Raw genomic sequence first — 18,425 nt, forward strand, 5'->3', positions numbered from 1 at the left:
GGATCTGCCATGCAAGCGCTTAATTTCTCGCAACTACAACAAAAAATCAGCTTTATCGACAACTACCTGCATGCCACTAATGCCGCCGATGGCTCAAAGTTAGATGCCAATGCTAACGTCACGCAAAAAAACATTGCCACGTTGGAAGCTGAGCTGATGAAGGATCAGTTTATTCAGGTCAACCGGGCTTTAGTGAGCAATAAAATCAGCGAGCTGTTTGGTGCTGAACTGGCAGCAGAATACCTGCGGCAGATAACCGATCACGAAATTTATGTGCACGACGAAACCAGCTTAAAGCCCTATTGCGTGTCAGTAACCATGTATCCGTTTTTACGTGATGGCTTAACCAAACTGGGCGGCGAGTCACAGGCGCCGAAGCATTTAGAATCCTTCTGCGGCTGCTTTGTTAACTTTGTGTTTGCGGTGTCCAGCCAGTTTGCCGGCGCCGTGGCTACGGTAGAGTTTTTAACCTACTTTGATTATTTTGCCCGTAAAGACTACGGCGACAACTATTTGCAAACCCATCGCAAGCAAATCGAAAACCACTTGCAGCATGTAGTATACGCGCTAAATCAACCAGCTGCCGCCCGTGGCTACCAAAGCGTATTCTGGAATATCTCGGTGTACGATCAGCACTACTTTGACAGCATGTTTGGCAACTTCGTGTTTCCGGATTTTGTTAAGCCAGAGTGGCAGTCGGTTTCCGCGCTGCAGCAGTTTTTCTTAAGCTGGTTTAATAATGAACGGGAAAAAACCGTACTGACCTTTCCGGTGGTCACGGTGGCGATGCTAACCGAGAACGGTAAATGCAAGGATAGCGCCTTTGCCAATGACATCGCTACTGAGATGGCAGCGGGTAATTCGTTCTTTATCTACCAGTCAGAAAATGCCGACTCGTTAGCCAGCTGCTGTCGGCTACGAAGTGAAATCAGTGACAATACTTTCTCGTATTCGCTTGGTGCCGGTGGTGTCGCGACGGGCTCTATTAATGTGATTACCATTAATATGAACCGCTTAGTGCAGGATGGCCGTGATTTAGCCGTTGAGGTCGCTAAAATTCACAAATATCAGGTGGCCTACCGCAAACTGATGGAGCAGTACAAAGCTGCTGGCTTATTAACCGTATACGACGCTGGCTTTATCAGCCTGGACAAGCAATTTCTAACCATTGGCATTAACGGCATGGTAGAGGCCGCAGAGTCGCAGGGCTTAACCGCTGGCAATAACCCGGCTTATATCCATTTTGTGCAACAACAGCTCAAAGTGATTTTCGACGCCAATAAAGCCGCTAAAGCCGAATACGGCTATATGTTTAACACTGAGTTTGTGCCGGCAGAAAACCTGGGGGTAAAAAACGCTAAGTGGGACCGCGAAGACGGCTATGTGGTGCCACGCGATTGCTATAACTCGTACTTTTATGTGGTAGAAGATGAGCACAGCAACACACTGGACAAATTTCAACTGCATGGCCGCGAACTGTTAGATTATCTCGATGGTGGCTCAGCGCTGCATTTAAATCTGGAAGAAAAGCTGGATCAGCGCGGCTATGTAAATTTACTGAATATTGCCGCTAAAACCGGCTGTAACTACTTTTGCGTCAACGTGAAAATTACTATCTGCAACAGCTGCGAAGCCATTGATAAGCGCACCCTGTGCGCCTGTGCCCAATGCGGCAGCAGGGATATTGACTACGGCACCCGGGTAATTGGCTACTTAAAACGGGTATCGGCCTTTAGCAGCGGCCGTCGCCAGGAACACAGCTTGCGCCACTATCAAAGAAAGCAAACCGCGCAGCAACAGCGAAGCGCTTAAAGCGGATTAAATCCGCAGCGTAAAAACCGGGGCACAATACTGTGCCCCTATAAAACCGATGCAGACATCAAATAAACAACAAGGGTTTAAACCGGGCCAAGTAAAAAATACCCGCCAGTTGCGCCAGTGCCATCATAGCCCAAGCCACACGCACCGGCGGGCTTAAGCGCTGTTTTAAGGCTGTAATGCCAGACAGGATATAGCCAATTAACAGTAAAATTTTAAAACCCAGCCATTGGTGCGCAAAGGGCTGCCAGGGGCCTATGGCCAGTAGCGTAAACGCCAGCGTTAGCAACAGCGTATCGTTAATATGTGGCAAGTGTCGCACCGGGCTTAAGCGCCAACACGGTTTACCAGCCAAATCTAACAACAAACGCAGCACAAACAAGGTGGCACTTAAATAAGCGCAGAACATATGCAGTTGTTTTACTGGTAAATAGTATTCCATCTGGCAGCTCTCTTAGTCATCTTTGCGCGCCACCATAAAACAACTTTCGCGCCATGCCTATATCGCTAAAGAGGTAGAAAACACCAAAAGCAATCAGGCTTAGGGTAATTTATACCCTGCAGGTATTTTAAACCCAACTGCTTTAAGGTCAAAACCACCACCCACCCTGCCGTCTTTAAAATATTTCTATTAAAAACAATAAAATAAAACATGGCTTGGTTCTTGTAATAACTCCATAGGCGATAACGCCGGTTATATAAAAAAACAGGAGTGATCTATGACACTTGGGCGCAAAAACAATAACGTAAGGAGGCTGTATGGCCGGATATCGTAAACTCTGGTGGCTGCTAATTACCATTTTAGCCATCACCTTTAGCGTGCTGGGCTATTTTGGTGCCGAGGTCTATCGCTCGGCGCCGCCTATTCCGGCAAAAGTGGTTAGCCAGCAAGGTCAGGTGCTGATGACCAACGAGACTATCTTAAACGGCCAGACGGCCTGGCAATCAGTTGGCGGTATGCAGCTGGGCTCTATCTGGGGCCATGGTGCTTATCAGGCACCCGACTGGACTGCCGACTGGTTGCACCGTGAGCTAATGGCCTGGCTGGAACTGGCAGCACAGGATGAGTTTGGTTTAAGCTACGACGCCTTGACACCCAGCCAGCAAAATACGCTGCAATTTGCGTTAAAGCAGGCCTATCGCACTAACAGCTACGATAAAGCCACTGATACTCTGGTACTGAGCGACCGCCGGGTAGTGGCCATCACGCAAACGGCAGAGCACTATATAGCCCTGTTTGGTGATGATATTGCGCTTAGCCAAACCCGCGCCAACTATGCGATGAAAAACAATACTCTGCCCTCTTTAAGCCGCCGTCAGGAAATGACGCAGTTTTTCTTCTGGACCGCCTGGGCTGCAAGCACCGAACGTTACCCGGATAGCGCCACCTACACCAATAACTGGCCGCATGAGCCATTAATTGATAACCGGCCAACCGCTGAGAACCTGATTTGGTCTTTAGTGAGCATTATTTTACTGATTGCCGGTGTCGGCGGCCTGATTTGGGGCTGGGCGTTTTTACGTAAACACGATGAAGAAGAGCCACAAGCACCTAAACAAGACCCTATTGCCCAGCTTAAACTTACGCCATCACAAAAAGCGCTGGGCAAATATATTCTGGTGGTGGTTGCGCTATTTACCCTGCAGGTAATGCTGGGCGGTTTTACTGCGCACTACACAGTAGAAGGCGATGGTTTTTATGGTTTAAATACCACCGAATGGCTGCCGTACAGCCTGGCGCGCACCTGGCACATTCAGGCCGCAATGTTCTGGATCGCCACCGGCTTTTTAGCCGCCGGGCTATTTTTAGCGCCGATTATTAACGGCGGCAAAGATCCTAAATACCAGAAACTCGGCGTGGATATCCTGTTCTGGGCTTTAGTGGTGCTGGTTGCAGGCTCTTTTGCCGGTAACTACTTTGCAATTATGCAAATTATGCCTGAGCAATACAGCTTCTGGTTTGGCCATCAGGGCTATGAGTACATTGATATTGGCCGCTTCTGGCAAATTATTAAATACGTAGGCGTACTGTTCTGGTTAGTGCTGATGCTGCGCGCCGTGGTACCGGCCTTTAACGCCCCTGGCGATAAAAACCTGCTGGCGCTATTTGCTGCCTCAGTGATTTGCGTCGGCTTATTTTACGGTGCTGGCCTGTTTTATGGTGAACGTACACATTTATCAGTAATGGAATACTGGCGTTGGTGGGTTGTTCACCTGTGGGTAGAGGGCTTCTTTGAAGTATTTGCTACTGTATCACTGGCGTTTATTTTCCATAGCATGGGGCTGGTATCACGCAGTGTGGCCACCAGCGCCAGCTTAGCGTCAGCGTCACTGTTTATGTTAGGCGGTATACCGGGCACTTTCCACCACTTGTACTTCTCGGGCACCACTACGCCGGTCATGGCAGTTGGCGCCACTTTTAGTGCCCTGGAAGTGGTACCACTGGTAGTGCTGGGCTATGAAGCCTGGGAGAACTGGCGCTTAAAACACAAAGCGCCATGGATGGGCGATATAAAATGGCCACTGATGTTTTTCGTCGCCGTGGCGTTTTGGAATATGCTTGGTGCCGGCGTGTTTGGTTTTATGATTAACCCTCCTATCGCGCTGTATTACCTGCAAGGTTTAAACACTACGCCAACCCATGCCCATGCTGCGCTGTTTGGTGTCTATGGCTTCCTGGCGCTGGGTTTCTGCCTGCTGATCTTGCGTTATATCCGGCCAAAGCTGGTGTTTGATGAAAAGCTGATGAAAACGGCGTTTTGGTGGATGAACGGCGGCCTGGTGCTAATGCTGTTTAGCAGCCTGTTGCCGATTGGCTTTATTCAGTTTTACGCCAGCGCAACCGAAGGCTTATGGTATGCCCGCAGTGAAGCCTTTATGCAAAGTGACATTTTGCATACGCTACGCTGGGTGCGCACCTTTGGTGACGTGATCTTTATCATCGGTGCCTTAGCAGTGAGCTGGCAAGTGGTAAAGGGCGTGTTTGACAGCAAAGCTGCCGTGCAGCCATTGCAACAGCTAAACTGATACCCAAACTATCATAAAAGGCTTCTGCTTAATTAAAGCGAAGCCTTTTTGGTACCTTAACCTGTCAAACAATACCCCTTTTGTTCAGGAGCAACACAACAAATGATTGTCAGCGCAAGAATTATCCACATAAGAACCGGCGGCTTGCAACCACTCGGCACAGAGGGGGTTATCAGCGGCATCCATAAAACGCCGGTAAAGCAAGCCTGGCTGGGCATTAACGGCTTAGAAGGTGACTTACAGGCGGACCGGCTACATCATGGCGGTGCAGAAAAAGCCTTACATCATTACCCCGCCAGTCACTATAACTACTGGCAGCAAACACTGGGTAAGCTGCCCGATTTTGGAGACAGCGCCGCCTTTGGCGAAAACCTAACTACAGATGCCTTAACCGAACAGGATGTTTGTGTTGGCGATATCTGGCAATTGGATCAGGCTATTGTAGAGGTATCGCAGGCAAGGCAACCGTGCTGGAAATTAAACTTACGTTTTGCCAAACAAAACATGGCAAGGTTAGTACAGGATAGCCGCCGTACCGGCTGGTATTACCGAGTACTCACGCCCGGCATGGTAGCAACCGGTTACACTATGACACTGCTTGAACGCCCTTATCCTAACTGGCCGCTATCACGTTTGTTAGACACCCTTTATGGCTCGGCCTGGAACACAGAAGTATTACAAGAAATCGCCACGCTTAGCCCGCTGAGCGACTCATGGCGAAGTTTAGCAAAACAGCGCTTAAAGACAGGCCAGGTAGAAGACTGGCGCAAACGACTCGGTGAGCCATAAATTAACTTACCCGTGTCTAGCAAAACCCGCTTACTTAATGTGTAATAGGCAAAAACGCGTCATCATTAAAATACTCAGAATAGCGCTGCAACGCCCGTAACAACTTAACAGCGCCCTGGCGTTGGGTTGTCAATTCACTTGCCGCCATGGCTTGCTGGCTTTGCATCATTGCCGCTAATACCAAATGAAATTGCGCATCGGTCTCGGGTGTTAACTTGCAATTGGCAACGATATGGTTAACTTCCTGCTGCAACACCTGAGCAAACTGTTGATATTGTGACGCGGTAAAACGTTTGTGATGAATATCATCCAGATGCGTTAGCAGCTGTGCCCTCAGCCGAAGCATCGCCTCACTTAACACTGTATCTACCGGCCATTTAGCGCCATCATTCAGCACCAGCATGGTAAGCACATCCTCATCGCCATGGTGATGATGAGCCTGCTCTGCCTGTAAGGGCGCGCCATGTAGTAAGCCTGTTAACAGTAATATCGGTAGTGTTTTCATTCATTATTCTCCGTTTGATATGGAATTATTCCGTTAACGCACAGCCCTGTCCACCCTGTTACAGCAGTGAGCGACAAATCATATTAGGCACTAAGATGTACCCACTTTGTATAATAGCCAGGCAATACGTCATACAGTAAAGTTGGCGCTCTTGCAGTAACCGGAGGCTGGTATTATGTCGATTAAACCTGATCTGAATACCGCAATGCAGCAATTGCTGGTTGAGGTTAAAGCCACTCTCCCTTTATATGAACCCGCCACCTTTGTCTGTGGCATTACCAATACCGACTGCCAAGGTTGTCCGAAAAAACTGCTTGAGATGGCGGACGCCGAAGTGTCTTTTTGGGAACATGCGTTAAAAAATGGCCGTACCCCCAAATTTGATGAAATTAGGCGCTTTGGCAAATTATGCCTAAGTGTGAAACGCAGCCTTATTCGCAATAAGATCATAGCGGCCGACACAGCACTTTAACTCAGTTAGATGGCTAGCCTGTACTGCCAACCCGCTTTATAAGCCAGACAACACCAGAGCGACCGGTTGTCTTTTTTTCTGCTAACTGCTTATACTTGCCCCCCTTTGGTGCAATTAACGGATCCGCCTTTGCCAACTCAAGCAAACAATCTGCTCACTGCCGTGTTGGCCCAACTGGGCCTGATTAAGCGCGACAGCCAGCGGCTATCCGCCATACCGCTGACAGAGCGGTTAAAGGTGGCACTGGCCGCCTTTATCGCAATATTTATCGTCACCTACACCAGCCTGCAACTGGCTGACACTGCCAGTACTATAGTGCTGCTGGCTTCTATGGGTGCATCATCGGTGTTGCTATTCGGCTTACCAAACAGCCCGCTGGCGCGGCCCTGGTCTTTTGCTGCCGGCCATCTTATCTCAGCAGCCGTCGGCCTTATCTGCTCACATCTGTTTACCGATCTGGCCCTGATGGCCGCCGTCACCATCGGCTGCGTGTTGTTTGTTATGTATCTGTTTGAGTGTATGCACCCGCCGGGCGGTGCCACGGCGCTCGTACCGGTGATTGCCTCCACCGACAACGTACTGGGCTATGATTTTTTATTGTATCCGGTAGCGTTGAATGTGCTGGTAATGCTTACTATTGCTGTATTGCTGCAAAAATTCTGGCTAAAACGCGGTATGCAGCCAACCGCACAAAAGTTTGATCCGGTGCATTTGCATAGAGACGCCTCACCGCTAAAACGGCTGGGCCTGCAACCGGAAGATTTACTCAGTGCGCTGAACAGTTTTGATACCGTGGTCGATATTAGTGAGCAGGATTTAGAGCGTTTATATCATCAGGCGCAATTAAATGCTTATCAGCGCAAAAGCGGTGAAATCCGCTGTAGCGATATAATGTCGCGTGATATCGTCACCGTAACGTCAGACACCACAGTAAGCAGTGCCTGGCAGCTACTGCGTAAACATAAAATCAGTATGCTGCCGGTAACAGATAACCAGCAGCAGCTATTGGGTGTAATATCGACGGTGGATTTTCTAAAGAACCTGCAAGTACCGCATTACTGGGGCTTACTGCGCCATGTCAATCAGCTGTTGTTAAAAAGCCGCCATAAAACCCAGCATAAACGTCAGGTTGCCGAAATTATGGTGACTAAGCTCACCGTTGCTCATGAGCAGGACCATGTAGTGGCGCTGATACCTATGCTGTCCGATCAAGGTCTGCACCATATACCCGTGCTAAACGACCAGCAACAGCTGGTCGGGGTAATAACCCAGTCAGATCTTATCGCTGCGCTGTTTAAAGCCAAACTGGCTTGACATTAGGCCAGTGTAAAACGCCCTACCAGTTGCTGTAATTGCTCGGCGAGGCGCGCCAACTCACGGCTGGTGCTGGCGGTTTGCTCTGCGCCGGCACTGGTTTGTACTGCTACATCACTAATATTAAGAATTTTTTGGTTTATCTCATCAGCTACCGCAGCTTGCTGCTCGGCCGCTGAGGCGATCTGCGTATTTTTATCGTTAATGCCATTAATCCCCTGTAGCACCTGCGCCAGAATATCACCGGTTTCAGCTACTTTATCGCGGCCTTCCTGCGCCTGGCTTAAACTTGCCCGCATCGCATCAGTGGCGTGGGTTGCGCCTTGTTGCAGGCCCTCTATCATGCGCTGAATGTCGGTTGTTGACTGCGCCGTTCGCTGCGCCAGAGTGCGCACCTCGTCGGCCACTACGGCAAAACCGCGGCCCTGCTCGCCGGCCCGGGCCGCTTCTATCGCCGCATTTAACGCCAGCAAATTCGTTTGCTCGGCAATGCCGCGAATCACATCCAGTACCGAGGTGATGGCATCACTGTCCTGTTTTACCTGGTCAATCACTGTGGCGGTGTTGTCAACCTGACCAGATAAACGCTGAATAAGCGCTATGGTTTGTTCTAACCGGCGCTGCCCCTGAGCAGCACCGGCCTGCACGGTTTCCGACAGCTCTGCCGCCTCAGCCGTGCTGGCGGCAACATCGCGCACGGTTGCACTCATTTCATGCATCGCAGTGGCCACCATTTCGGTGTCTTGCTGTTGCTGTTGTACGCCTTTACTGGTTTGCAGCGTTACTGCCGAAGATTGCTCGGCAGCGTCAGCGACCTGCGCAGTAGCGCCGCCAATTTCATTAATAACCCGCTGCAGCTCTTGCGCCATGCTGTTGGTACTATCGGCTATACGGCCAAACTCATCTCTACTTTTATAGTGGCTACGCACGGTAAGGTCGCGCTTTGCCAGTGCGGTAATGGTGCTTTCAATACTGCGTACTGCAGCTGAAATACTGCGCATGGTGATACCTGCCACAATTGCCAGCACAGCACTTATCAACACAATTGCCGCCGCTAACAACCATAATTGGCGCACAGACTGTTGTTGCAACTGCTCAGCAGAGGCGACAATACCGGCTTTAAGTGCGGTTTCAAATTCTGTCATTTGCGCCAGACGGCTAGTAGCCAGGTCAAACCACTGGCCATCATCTACGTTAAGCGGCTCCCCCAGTGCAGTGTTAAACGCCAGTTGCTGCAAACGGCTAACTTCAGCAAAGCTGTTATGCTGACTAAGAGTGAGCCAGGCGCTTTGCTGTTGCGGGCTAACCATTCGTAAAAAGTTTTCGGCAAAGGCATTATAAGCGCCTAAATTATTACTAAAGCGGGCCAGTAATTCACTGCTAAAACTGCCACGGCTAAATACCAAGCCTAAAATAGCGCGCTCGCGCCCGGCGCGCTCTTTCATTTCTATAAACTGGTTTAGTATCGCCAGTTGCCGCGCCATATCCCGATGCGTCAATGCCGCTTCCAACTTATGGTTTTGCGCAATCATGGCAGTAATGAGTGCAGTATAACGCTCTGCCGACGTAGCATTGTTAATGCTTTGCTGGTCAACTTGCCGGCGCAACGCATTAAGCTCGCCGAGCTGTTGTTGCAGCGCGCTAAGCTCAGGCAATTGCAAAGCTAAAAACGCCTGTAAGCGCTGATCACTATGCTGGCGCAGTTGCGCCAGGCGCTGGGCAAAGCGATTACCATTGCTGGCCAGATATACACCACTTGCACCGCGCTCAGCTTGTAGGGTTGCCACTAACGCATTGGTTGTGGCTGACACCTCAATAGCCTGGCTAACATGCTCAGCTACTCTTACTTGCTGCCAGCTGTCGTTAAAACGGCCCAGCGCCAGCGATAGCGCGGCCAGTGCGGGCAGTAACAGTAATAACATCAGTTTACGACTAATCGACAAGTTGCGGATAAAATATGTCATAAAACGGTCCCAGGGTGAAAATTACCACTATTTTAGGTAAAAGCCACCCAATTGCTAAGCAGGCAAAGGTGACTACCTCTTCAGGGTTAGCCCCTACCCCACCAGAGCCGGTATTTTCACCACACAGGCTTTGTTACACTGGCGAAAACTGTTAGCAGGCGTGAATCATGAATATAGAATCTTACTCTGACTTAATAAAAGCGGCGGCCATGCAGGACGAGCCGCAGCGTTTGCTGTTTGTGTTTGCCAAAGCCGAGCTGCCAAACGGTTATACCGACACGCAAAAACACAACTTCGAGCAAGGCCAGGGCGGCGCTTTAGCACCGGTGCTATGCGTCGATAAACTGCCTGATGAAGTAAACGATTTTGCCAGCTTAGTGCAAGAGTCCACCACCACTGGCGTTGACTGGGATATTGCCTTTGTCTCCGCTTTAGGTGGCCGTGGTGGCTTTGCACCGAATAGCGACGAAGCGACACAGCCACTAAAGATGATGATGGAGAAAATTCAGGGCGGCATGATTGCCGATTTCCTGACCTTTAATAAAGCCGGCGAGTTAGTGGCGTTGTATTAACCATCCCACTTCATCCGATGTTACGTAGGGTGCCTGCCCGGTGTAAATAGGCGCACCCTATGCTATTTGGGCCCCTACTGAGTTAAACCACCTTTGAATAACGCTGCTGGCCCTGGCTCAGATATGCATCAAAGCAAGCGCAGATGCTGCGCACCCAAAGCCGGCCGGCGTCGGTAACTTTTATCCGCTCGGCGTATACCTCTATCAGGCCATCTTCCATAAAAGGTTTTAAGCGCTCTAATGCCTCGGCGAAGTATTGCCAAAAGCCATTAATGCGCCAGCGTTCGCAAAAAGCTTCGACATCCAGCTCGAAATGACAAATTAACTGGCTGATTAATGCAGCGCGCACTTTGTCATCGCTATTTAAGCTAAAACCGCGCTCTGCCGGCAGCTGGCCACTGTTTATCGACGCATAATAGGCTGGCAGCTCTTTGCTGTTTTGCCATAATACGCCGCTTACCTGGCTAATGCTGGACACGCCTAGGCCAATTAATGCATCTTGGCCGGCGGTAGTGTAGCCCTGAAAATTACGCTGCAGCTTGCCGGCTTGCTGCGCCTTGGCTAAGGCGTCATCTGGCCGGGCAAAGTGGTCCATGCCAATAAACTGATAGCCGGCGGCGACAAAACGGTTAATGGCCAGCTGCATCAGTTCCAGCTTTAACGGGGCATCCGGCAGGCTACCGTTGTCTATTTTACGCTGGGCAGCAAAACGCTCCGGAATGTGCGCATAGCTAAATAACGAGATGCGATCGGGGTTAAGGCGGATAATTTCGTCGACAGTCTGGGCAAAACTGGCCGGCTGTTGAAAGGGTAAGCCGTAGATAAGATCGAGATTGATCGAGCTAAAACCGAGCTCACGGCTTAACTGCACCTGATGCCGGATAAGATCAGTATCCTGAAGCCGATTAATGGCAATTTGCACTTTCTCATCTAAATCCTGCACGCCATAACTCACCCGGTTAAAACCCAGAGTGCGCAAATGCCGCAGCTTCTCGTCACTGCAACTGCGCGGGTCTATCTCAATACTGATTTCAGCATCAGCCTTAACAGTAAAGTGTTGCTGCAAAAGCGTCATTAAACGGCTTAGCTGCACTTCAGTTAAAAAAGTTGGTGTTCCGCCGCCTAAATGCACCTGGTTGATGCTTTTACTCTGGAGTAGTGGCTGATACAGCGCCATTTCCTGCGCTAAGGCATCCAGATAGGTATCCGCCTTATGCTGATGACGGGTAATCACCTTATTGCAACCGCAGTAGTAGCAAAGCTTATGGCAAAACGGGATATGTAAATACAGGCTAAGCTCGTTTGGACTTTGGCCAATGGCGGTTTGAATTTGCGCTCGGTCAAAGCTGGTATTTAGCGCCAGCGCTGTGGGGTAAGAGGTATATCGCGGGCCGTTAATATTGTATTTACTGATTAACTTTTGATCCCACTGTATGGTTTTCATTCTAACCTCGATGACTGGTTTCGACCGGCGGCTTACAATCATAACGACCACCAGGGCGCATACTTTGATCTGCCGCAGGCCAAACTTAATTGGCCACAGCAGAGGCGTTGTCGCGGGCGATCTGCTGTTGCTGTGCCAGCCAATTTAGCCCGAGCTGACATAGTTTAGGCAAACGCTCTGGCCCTATGCTGTCGAGCAGGTTTTTGCAATACAAGCCAAGCTCAGTATCGCCCAGCATTTGCAGGCGGCGGCGAAAAAACAAGGTATCCGGATCAGCCGTATTGCTGATCATCGCCACAAAGTCAGTAAACTCAGCCTTTAGCAGTAAATCCTGCTGTGGGCTGTTTAACTGCACAGCTAAGCTGTCGCCGTTTAAACTGATGGCAAACTGCAGGGCAATATCCGCTACCTGCACCACCAGGGTCTTGCCACTTAAAAAATCCAGCTCACCGGCTTTTAGCTCCGGGCGGAAAAACCGGTTCAGCGCCAACTGTAACACGCAGGCCTTAGCGGCTTTGGGTGCACAGCGGGTAACAGTACGTATCATTGTAGGTAGTGCTGCTACCAATTTAGAGTTAACACTTTTAATATCAAACATATACAAGCCTTGTACTGAGTTATCACCCTATAATAAAACCACAGTACGCTGCTGAAGGCTATGCCCTGTCGGTGGTAGTAATAAAGCCAAATTAACGCGGAGCCACCCTTATGGAGCTGCTTTGTCCCGCTGGCAGTATGCCGGCTCTAAAGGCTGCCATCGAGCATGGCGCTGATGCCGTTTATATCGGTTTAAAAGATGATACTAACGCCCGTCATTTTGCCGGCTTGAACTTTGACCAAGCTAAGCTGAAAGACGCGGCCCGTTATGTGCATCAGCACGGAAAAAAGCTGCATGTGGCGATTAATACTTTTGCTCACCCGAATAACTACCAGCGCTGGCAACAAGCAGTCGATATGGCCGCCGACGCCGGCGCGGATGTGCTTATTCTGGCCGATATTGCCGTGCTGGCTTATGCCGCGGCGCGTTACCCTAAAATAGAGCGGCATTTATCAGTGCAGGCCTCCGCCACCAATGCCCCAGCAATAGATTTTTACCGCCAGTTTGGCATCAGCCGGGTAGTACTGCCGCGGGTATTATCGATGCAGCAGGTGCGGGCACTGGCCAGAAGCTGCGAAATCGACCTAGAAGTGTTTGCCTTTGGAAGCTTGTGCATTATGGCCGAGGGCCGCTGCTATTTAAGCTCTTATATGACCGGGCAATCGCCCAACACCGCCGGTGCCTGCTCGCCGGCAGCTTTTGTACAGTGGCAGGATAACAAGGGCACGCTGGAGTCACGTTTAAACGGCATTTTAATTGATCGCTTTGCACCCAATGAAACCGCCGGCTACCCCACCCTGTGTAAAGGCCGCTTTAGCATAGGCAACGAAACCTACCATGCGCTGGAAGAGCCTACCAGTTTAAACACGCTGGATTTACTGCCCGAGCTGTATGCCGAAGGTATTAAGTCATTAAAAATAGAAGGCCGTCAGCGCAGCCCAGCTTATGTGGCGCAAATTACTAAAGTCTGGCGCGCTGCCATCGATGCGGTAATAGCAACACCAGAGCGTTTTAATGTGCAACCACAATGGCAGCAGGTGCTTGCCGGCCTGTCTGAAGGCAGCCAAACCACGCTTGGCGCTTATCATCGCAAATGGAAGTAATCACATGCAATTTTCACTAGGCCCGGTGCTGTATTTTTGGCCCAAGGCGCAGATGCTTGAATTTTACCGTCAGGTAGCCGACAGCGACATTGATATCGTCTATCTGGGCGAAACCGTGTGTAGCAAAAGGCGCGAACTTAAATTTGATGATTACTTTGCACTAGCGCAGATGCTGCGCGAGGCCGGTAAGCAGGTGTGTTTATCGTCGATGACCTTATACGAAGCCCCCGGCGAGCTGCGCGAACTGCGTAAATACGTTGATAACGGTGAGTTTTTAGTGGAAGCCAATGACGTGGGCGCCATTAGTATGTTGCAGCAGCAAGGCTTGCCTTTTGTCGCCGGCGCGGCGATTAACTGCTACAACCAGCATACGCTGCGACGCCTTATCAGCATGGGTTTAACGCGCTGGGTCATGCCGGTAGAATTATCCGGCCACTGGCTTAGCGAGGTATTACAGCAGAGCCTAATTGCCGATATCCGCGACTGTTTTAGCACCGAAGTGTTCGGTTTTGGCCACCTACCACTGGCCTGGAGCGGCCGCTGCTTTACCGCCCGCTCAGAAAACCGCAGTAAAGATCAGTGTGAGCTTTGCTGCATTAACTACCCGCAGGGGCGCGAAGTTAAAAGCCAGGACGGCACTCAGGTATTTGTGTTAAACGGCATACAAACCCAGTCTGGCCAGCGCTATAACCTGCTGAACCAGCTAAACACTATGCAGGGCCTGGTAGATATAGTACGGTTAAGCCCACAGCTAAGTGGCACCTTTGACTGGCTGGCGAAATTTAAGGCCAATATTAACGGCGCAGCGCCGCAGCCACTGCCGACAACCGACAGTAACGGCTACTGGCTGAACCTGGCCGGTATGGCAGTAGGTTGATAAACCCAGATAACACAACGGTTGCGACACACCTTGTGCTCGCCGCAGCAACTCGCCCTTATGCCTACGGCAGGGCTCAGACACTCTGCGTCTGTGCGCAATGTGGTAGCAACCTCGCTGAAAAACAGGAACAATCATGAGCAAACAAGCGGCCAAAATCGGCATCGTTACCGTAAGCGACCGCGCCAGTGCCGGCATTTACGAAGACTTATCCGGTAAAGCGATCATCGATACGCTAAAAGACTACTTAACCAGTGACTGGCAGGCCGAATACCGGCTGATCCCGGATGAACAGCCGTTAATTGAGCAAACGCTGCGGGAACTATGTGATGAGCAAGGCTGCTGTTTAGTGGTTACCACCGGCGGCACCGGCCCGGCAAAACGCGACGTTACGCCTGAAGCCACCGAAGCGGTGTGTGACCGCATGATGCCGGGTTTCGGCGAGCTGATGCGCACTGAATCGTTAAAATATGTGCCCACGGCAATATTGTCGCGCCAAACTGCTGGCCTGCGTGGCAGCAGTTTAATTATTAACCTGCCGGGTAAACCCAAAGCCATTCGCCAGTGTTTAGATGCGGTATTTCCGGCGGTGCCCTACTGCATCGATTTAATGGACGGGCCTTATCTGCAGTGCAATGAAGGGGTAATTAAAGCGTTCCGGCCAAAAAGTTAACGCCGCAGCAAAAATAACCACACCACCAGCAATAAGGTAATAAACCAAAAGCCGGACAACAATTGCCAAAACAGCAGCGGGTTGGTTTTATGCTGCTGTTTAACTTCTTCGTGTAAAAACGCCGGATTCGGTTGCTGCAGGTCAGTCAGTAGCTGATTAATGCTTTGATAGCGTTGTGATAAATCCAGACTAACACCTTTTTGCAGTGCGCGGTCAAACCAGGTTGGGATCACCGGGTTAAACTGGCTGGCACTGCGATAACGCAGCTTGTCGTAATCGGCCGCGGTGCGGCATTCCTCTACGGCAGCGCCGTAAGGTAAGTGACCACTGCTGAACAGCTCATAGGCAATGGTCGCAAGGGCGTAGATATCGCCCTGCACACCGGAGTTGTGCCCCAATAAATAGTGCGGATCGGAATAGGCCGCGGTGCCAAGTGCAGCCTCATGCTGCAGCGGGCTGTATATTTCGGCCAGGCCTGCCACATACACTGAGCCAAAGTCGACAATTTTTACCCGGCCATCCTGCAGGTAAATAATATTGCCGGGTTTTAAATCCTGATGAATGGCGCCCATGTGGTGAAACGCGGTTAAGCCTTTGGCTATCTGTTTTACCAGCTTAATGGCCAGCGCCGGTTTTAGTGGCTTGGGCTGGCTTTCAAACCATTGCTCTAAACTTTGGCCGTCTAAATGCTCCATCAAATAATACAGAAAGGTGCGCGGCCGGGTTTGCCGCACCACTTTTACGACATAATCAGATTCAATGCGCAGGCCTATCCACTCTTCGCGGATAAAGCGGTCAATATACAGGGCATCATCATCGTAATTCAGTGACGGGCATTTCAGCACCAGCTGTGCACCACTGGCTTCGTCCTCTACCAGATACAAATGGCTGCGGCTGCTGGCAAACAGCTCCTGCAGCACCTTATAACCATCCAGTTTCATGCCGGGGCTTAACGCCGGCGGAAATGGCAGCCGGGTTAAATGCTGGTTTAAATCATCCAGGCTTTGCTCGGGCAGCGCTGTTATCTCAAGCAAGATCAAACTGATATTGTCATCACTGCCCTGCGTTAATGCCTGTTGTTTTAGCTGCAAAGCGGCTTGCTCAAGATCATCCGCTGCCGATACGGCCTGCTGCAGTGCTTCCGGGCTGACAAAGTCCGACAGGCCATCAGAGCAGAGTAAAAAACGGTCGCCGCGTTTGACAGTTAAACTGCCCTTTTGCAGCTCAACCCGGGCATCCATACCCAGCGCCCGGCCAAGAAACTGGCGTTGCTCAGATAACACTGTCGTATGATCCTGGCTCAGCTGCACCAACACGCCATCGCGCCAGTGGTACAACCTACTGTCGCCTATATGAAAAAAATGTGCAGTTTGCGATTTCAGCACTAGCGCGGTAAAGGTAGTCAGATAGCCTTTTTGATCGTGCGCAAACTGATGGCTCAGCTCGTACAGCTCGTTGTTGATGGTCGCGAGCAACTGCTCGGCGCTGTAGGCCACCGACCAGCTATCTGGTGTCTGGCTGTATTCGCGGCAAAAGCGGCTAACCGCGCGCTGGCTGGCCTGCTGACCGGCTTCGGCGGTACTGACGCCATCAGCTAATGCAAAACAGGCGCCTTTATAAGTTAACAGATGAGGATCTGAGGGGATATGCTGCACTACCGCATCTTCGTTGGCCGGCTTGATACCGGCCTCACAAAGACTGCTGTAGTGCAGTTTCAGCTCAGATGCGCTCACCCGGGGTTCCTTGTTTAACCTACATTAATGCGGTGCACAGTACCATCTTCACCCACTTCAGTGATATGGCCTTTAGGGTCATCTAAAAACATTACCGCTACCAGCCCCACCAGCGCTGAGGCGGCAATCACGTAGAAGAACATACTATAGCTAACGTAACTTAATACCGTTAAATACACCACAGCACCGACATTACCATAAGCCCCTGCCATGCCGGCAATTTGCCCGGTCATGCTGCGTTTAATCAGCGGTACTATGGCGAACACCGCGCCCTCGCCGGCCTGCACAAAGAAACTACAGGCCATGGTTGCCAGCACGGCCAACGGGATCCACCAGTGGCTGTCCATCAGACCCATTAAAAAGTAGCCCGCGGCCAGGCCACCAATTAAGATCAGCATACTTTTGCGCCGGCCAAACTTATCCGAAAACCAGCCGCCCATCGGGCGTGATACCAGATTCATAAAAGCAAAACCCGACGCCAGCAAACCGGCTTTTACAGCACTTAAGCCCTCAAAGGTTTCCAGGAAGTACAGCGGCAGCATTGACACAACCGCCAGCTCAGAGCCAAAGGTAGCAAAATAAGCAATATTTAAAATGCCTACCTGTTTAAAGCTGTATTTATCGGCTTCGGGTACGCCAGCACGTAAATGCTCCGCATTAATGCGCCAGGTTTGCTGGGTTTGCACAATAAACAACAGCAAAAGCACGCTCCACAACGCATACATCATGTCAGTGCTGAACAGATTGACGCCGGCCGGAGATAAGCGCCAGGCCAGCATGCCAAGCGCCAAATGCATAGGGATATTCATCAGAATAAGGCCCCACAACGCGCCCCAGCTGGTAACCACCATGGCACCGGTTTTTTTCGGCTTAAAATACACTGAGCCTTTGGGCGTATTGCGGGCAAATTTATAAAACACCAACGAGTAAACTGCACTAATCACCCCTACAGTACCAATGGCGTAGCGCCAGCCATCGTCACCACCGTAGGCCAGTGCCAGTAACGGTAAGGTCATCGCGGCAGCAGCCGAACCAAAGTTACCCCAGCCCCCATAAATACCTTCGGCCGTACCCACCTGATGATGCGGAAACCACTCGCCCACCAGACGAATACCCACCACAAAGCCTGCGCCGACAAAGCCGAGTAAAAAGCGGAATAATGCCAGCGCAGAATAGGTATCGGCGAAGGCAAAGCCGATACACAGCAGAGCAGAAATAAACAGTAGCAGCGAATACATTATACGCGGACCATAGCGGTCAACTAACATACCCACTACGATGCGTGCCGGTATCGTAATGGCAACGTTTAGAATGAGTAAAGCTTTAATCTGAGCATCGGTTAGTGCTAAAGCCTCTTTAATGTGTATTAGCAATGGCGCGTGAGCAAACCACATCACAAAGGTCAAAAAGAAGGCAAACCAGGTCAGGTGCAGCATTTTTATTTTTTGTTCAGCAAAATTCAGCAGGTTTAACCCACTGCCGCTTTGTTGTGCTAAAGCAGGACCAGCCATAACATCCTCCACAGGATTAATCGAT

The 18,425-nt window shown here is 50.6% G+C and carries 16 protein-coding genes; 9 read left to right on the top strand and 7 right to left on the bottom strand.

Translation table 11 applies throughout. The features are described 5' to 3' along the window. Window positions 1-9: 9 nt before the first annotated feature. Window positions 10-1,812: an anaerobic ribonucleoside-triphosphate reductase gene (nrdD, locus tag ACYVIC_RS16110; protein WP_460861604.1), complete on the top strand. Its 1,803-nt coding sequence runs from the start codon at window positions 10-12 to the stop codon at window positions 1,810-1,812. 67 nt (window positions 1,813-1,879) lie between these two features. Here nrdD and ACYVIC_RS16115 read toward each other — a convergent pair whose 3' ends face one another. After that, window positions 1,880-2,260, bottom strand: a complete 381-nt coding sequence (locus ACYVIC_RS16115; RefSeq protein ID WP_460861605.1) for a SirB2 family protein — start codon at window positions 2,258-2,260, stop codon at window positions 1,880-1,882. 317 nt (window positions 2,261-2,577) lie between these two features. Between ACYVIC_RS16115 and ACYVIC_RS16120 the strand changes: the two genes are divergently transcribed. Together ACYVIC_RS16120 and ACYVIC_RS16125 are read left to right on the top strand one after the other, a co-directional pair. Beyond that, the gene (locus ACYVIC_RS16120; protein ID WP_460861607.1) at window positions 2,578-4,845 is read left to right on the top strand and encodes a nitric-oxide reductase large subunit; all 2,268 of its coding nucleotides are present in this window, start codon (window positions 2,578-2,580) and stop codon (window positions 4,843-4,845) included. Between the two features lie 102 nt (window positions 4,846-4,947). Next, on the top strand, window positions 4,948-5,634 hold the full coding sequence (locus tag ACYVIC_RS16125; RefSeq protein WP_460861609.1) for an MOSC domain-containing protein: 687 nt from the start codon (window positions 4,948-4,950) through the stop codon (window positions 5,632-5,634). A 34-nt stretch (window positions 5,635-5,668) separates the two neighbouring features. On the opposite strand, the gene ACYVIC_RS16130 is transcribed toward ACYVIC_RS16125, so the two are convergent. After that, window positions 5,669-6,139, bottom strand: a complete 471-nt coding sequence (locus ACYVIC_RS16130; protein WP_460861610.1) for a hypothetical protein — start codon at window positions 6,137-6,139, stop codon at window positions 5,669-5,671. Between the two features lie 175 nt (window positions 6,140-6,314). Here ACYVIC_RS16130 and ACYVIC_RS16135 point away from each other — a divergent pair, with 175 nt between their 5' ends. Both ACYVIC_RS16135 and ACYVIC_RS16140 read left to right on the top strand, forming a co-directional pair. After that, complete coding sequence (locus tag ACYVIC_RS16135; RefSeq protein ID WP_460861611.1) at window positions 6,315-6,611, top strand: hypothetical protein; 297 nt, start codon at window positions 6,315-6,317, stop codon at window positions 6,609-6,611. A 129-nt stretch (window positions 6,612-6,740) separates the two neighbouring features. After that, window positions 6,741-7,925, top strand: a complete 1,185-nt coding sequence (locus ACYVIC_RS16140) for an HPP family protein (RefSeq protein WP_460861613.1) — start codon at window positions 6,741-6,743, stop codon at window positions 7,923-7,925. Between the two features lie 2 nt (window positions 7,926-7,927). On the opposite strand, the gene ACYVIC_RS16145 is transcribed toward ACYVIC_RS16140, so the two are convergent. Then, window positions 7,928-9,889 carry a methyl-accepting chemotaxis protein gene (locus ACYVIC_RS16145; RefSeq protein ID WP_460861614.1) on the bottom strand — a complete coding sequence of 654 codons (1,962 nt, stop codon included), beginning with the start codon at window positions 9,887-9,889 and terminating at the stop codon, window positions 7,928-7,930. 167 nt (window positions 9,890-10,056) lie between these two features. On the opposite strand from ACYVIC_RS16145, the gene ACYVIC_RS16150 reads away from it, so the two are divergent. Further along, window positions 10,057-10,461 (top strand): ribonucleotide reductase subunit alpha, encoded by a 405-nt coding sequence (locus tag ACYVIC_RS16150; protein WP_460861615.1) that lies wholly within the window; start codon window positions 10,057-10,059, stop codon window positions 10,459-10,461. A gap of 82 nt (window positions 10,462-10,543) precedes the next feature. Here ACYVIC_RS16150 and hemN read toward each other — a convergent pair whose 3' ends face one another. Together hemN and ubiT are read right to left on the bottom strand one after the other, a co-directional pair. Beyond that, entirely contained in the window at window positions 10,544-11,905 is a 1,362-nt protein-coding gene (hemN, locus tag ACYVIC_RS16155) for an oxygen-independent coproporphyrinogen III oxidase (RefSeq protein ID WP_460861617.1), read from the bottom strand. 85 nt (window positions 11,906-11,990) lie between these two features. Then, on the bottom strand, window positions 11,991-12,503 hold the full coding sequence (gene ubiT, locus ACYVIC_RS16160; RefSeq protein ID WP_460861618.1) for a ubiquinone anaerobic biosynthesis accessory factor UbiT: 513 nt from the start codon (window positions 12,501-12,503) through the stop codon (window positions 11,991-11,993). 110 nt (window positions 12,504-12,613) lie between these two features. On the opposite strand from ubiT, the gene ubiU reads away from it, so the two are divergent. From ubiU to mog, 3 genes are all read left to right on the top strand, one after another. Further along, the gene (gene ubiU / locus ACYVIC_RS16165; protein ID WP_445426625.1) at window positions 12,614-13,606 is read left to right on the top strand and encodes a ubiquinone anaerobic biosynthesis protein UbiU; all 993 of its coding nucleotides are present in this window, start codon (window positions 12,614-12,616) and stop codon (window positions 13,604-13,606) included. A gap of 4 nt (window positions 13,607-13,610) precedes the next feature. Beyond that, entirely contained in the window at window positions 13,611-14,483 is an 873-nt protein-coding gene (locus ACYVIC_RS16170; protein WP_460861621.1) for a U32 family peptidase, read from the top strand. Between the two features lie 136 nt (window positions 14,484-14,619). Beyond that, the gene (gene mog / locus ACYVIC_RS16175; RefSeq protein ID WP_460861623.1) at window positions 14,620-15,156 is read left to right on the top strand and encodes a molybdopterin adenylyltransferase; all 537 of its coding nucleotides are present in this window, start codon (window positions 14,620-14,622) and stop codon (window positions 15,154-15,156) included. Here mog and ACYVIC_RS16180 read toward each other — a convergent pair. Together ACYVIC_RS16180 and ACYVIC_RS16185 are read right to left on the bottom strand one after the other, a co-directional pair. Continuing rightward, a complete protein-coding gene (locus ACYVIC_RS16180) occupies window positions 15,153-16,889 on the bottom strand; it encodes a protein kinase domain-containing protein (RefSeq protein ID WP_460861624.1) in 1,737 nt (578 codons plus the stop codon). The genes mog and ACYVIC_RS16180 overlap by 4 nt on opposite strands. Before the next feature lie 14 nt (window positions 16,890-16,903). Then, a complete protein-coding gene (locus ACYVIC_RS16185) occupies window positions 16,904-18,400 on the bottom strand; it encodes an MFS transporter (RefSeq protein ID WP_460861625.1) in 1,497 nt (498 codons plus the stop codon). Window positions 18,401-18,425 lie beyond the last annotated feature (25 nt).

It is taken from the genome of Rheinheimera gaetbuli, assembly GCF_054781935.1.

Coding starts and splice junctions, on each gene's coding strand:
- nrdD (WP_460861604.1), top strand. CDS start 10: ATGCAAGCGCTTAATTTCTCGCAACTACAACAAAAAATCAGCTTTATC.
- ACYVIC_RS16115 (WP_460861605.1), bottom strand. CDS start 2,260: ATGGAATACTATTTACCAGTAAAACAACTGCATATGTTCTGCGCTTAT.
- ACYVIC_RS16120 (WP_460861607.1), top strand. CDS start 2,578: ATGGCCGGATATCGTAAACTCTGGTGGCTGCTAATTACCATTTTAGCC.
- ACYVIC_RS16125 (WP_460861609.1), top strand. CDS start 4,948: ATGATTGTCAGCGCAAGAATTATCCACATAAGAACCGGCGGCTTGCAA.
- ACYVIC_RS16130 (WP_460861610.1), bottom strand. CDS start 6,139: ATGAAAACACTACCGATATTACTGTTAACAGGCTTACTACATGGCGCG.
- ACYVIC_RS16135 (WP_460861611.1), top strand. CDS start 6,315: ATGTCGATTAAACCTGATCTGAATACCGCAATGCAGCAATTGCTGGTT.
- ACYVIC_RS16145 (WP_460861614.1), bottom strand. CDS start 9,889: ATGACATATTTTATCCGCAACTTGTCGATTAGTCGTAAACTGATGTTA.
- ACYVIC_RS16150 (WP_460861615.1), top strand. CDS start 10,057: ATGAATATAGAATCTTACTCTGACTTAATAAAAGCGGCGGCCATGCAG.
- hemN (WP_460861617.1), bottom strand. CDS start 11,905: ATGAAAACCATACAGTGGGATCAAAAGTTAATCAGTAAATACAATATT.
- ubiT (WP_460861618.1), bottom strand. CDS start 12,503: ATGTTTGATATTAAAAGTGTTAACTCTAAATTGGTAGCAGCACTACCT.
- ubiU (WP_445426625.1), top strand. CDS start 12,614: ATGGAGCTGCTTTGTCCCGCTGGCAGTATGCCGGCTCTAAAGGCTGCC.
- ACYVIC_RS16170 (WP_460861621.1), top strand. CDS start 13,611: ATGCAATTTTCACTAGGCCCGGTGCTGTATTTTTGGCCCAAGGCGCAG.
- mog (WP_460861623.1), top strand. CDS start 14,620: ATGAGCAAACAAGCGGCCAAAATCGGCATCGTTACCGTAAGCGACCGC.
- ACYVIC_RS16185 (WP_460861625.1), bottom strand. CDS start 18,400: ATGGCTGGTCCTGCTTTAGCACAACAAAGCGGCAGTGGGTTAAACCTG.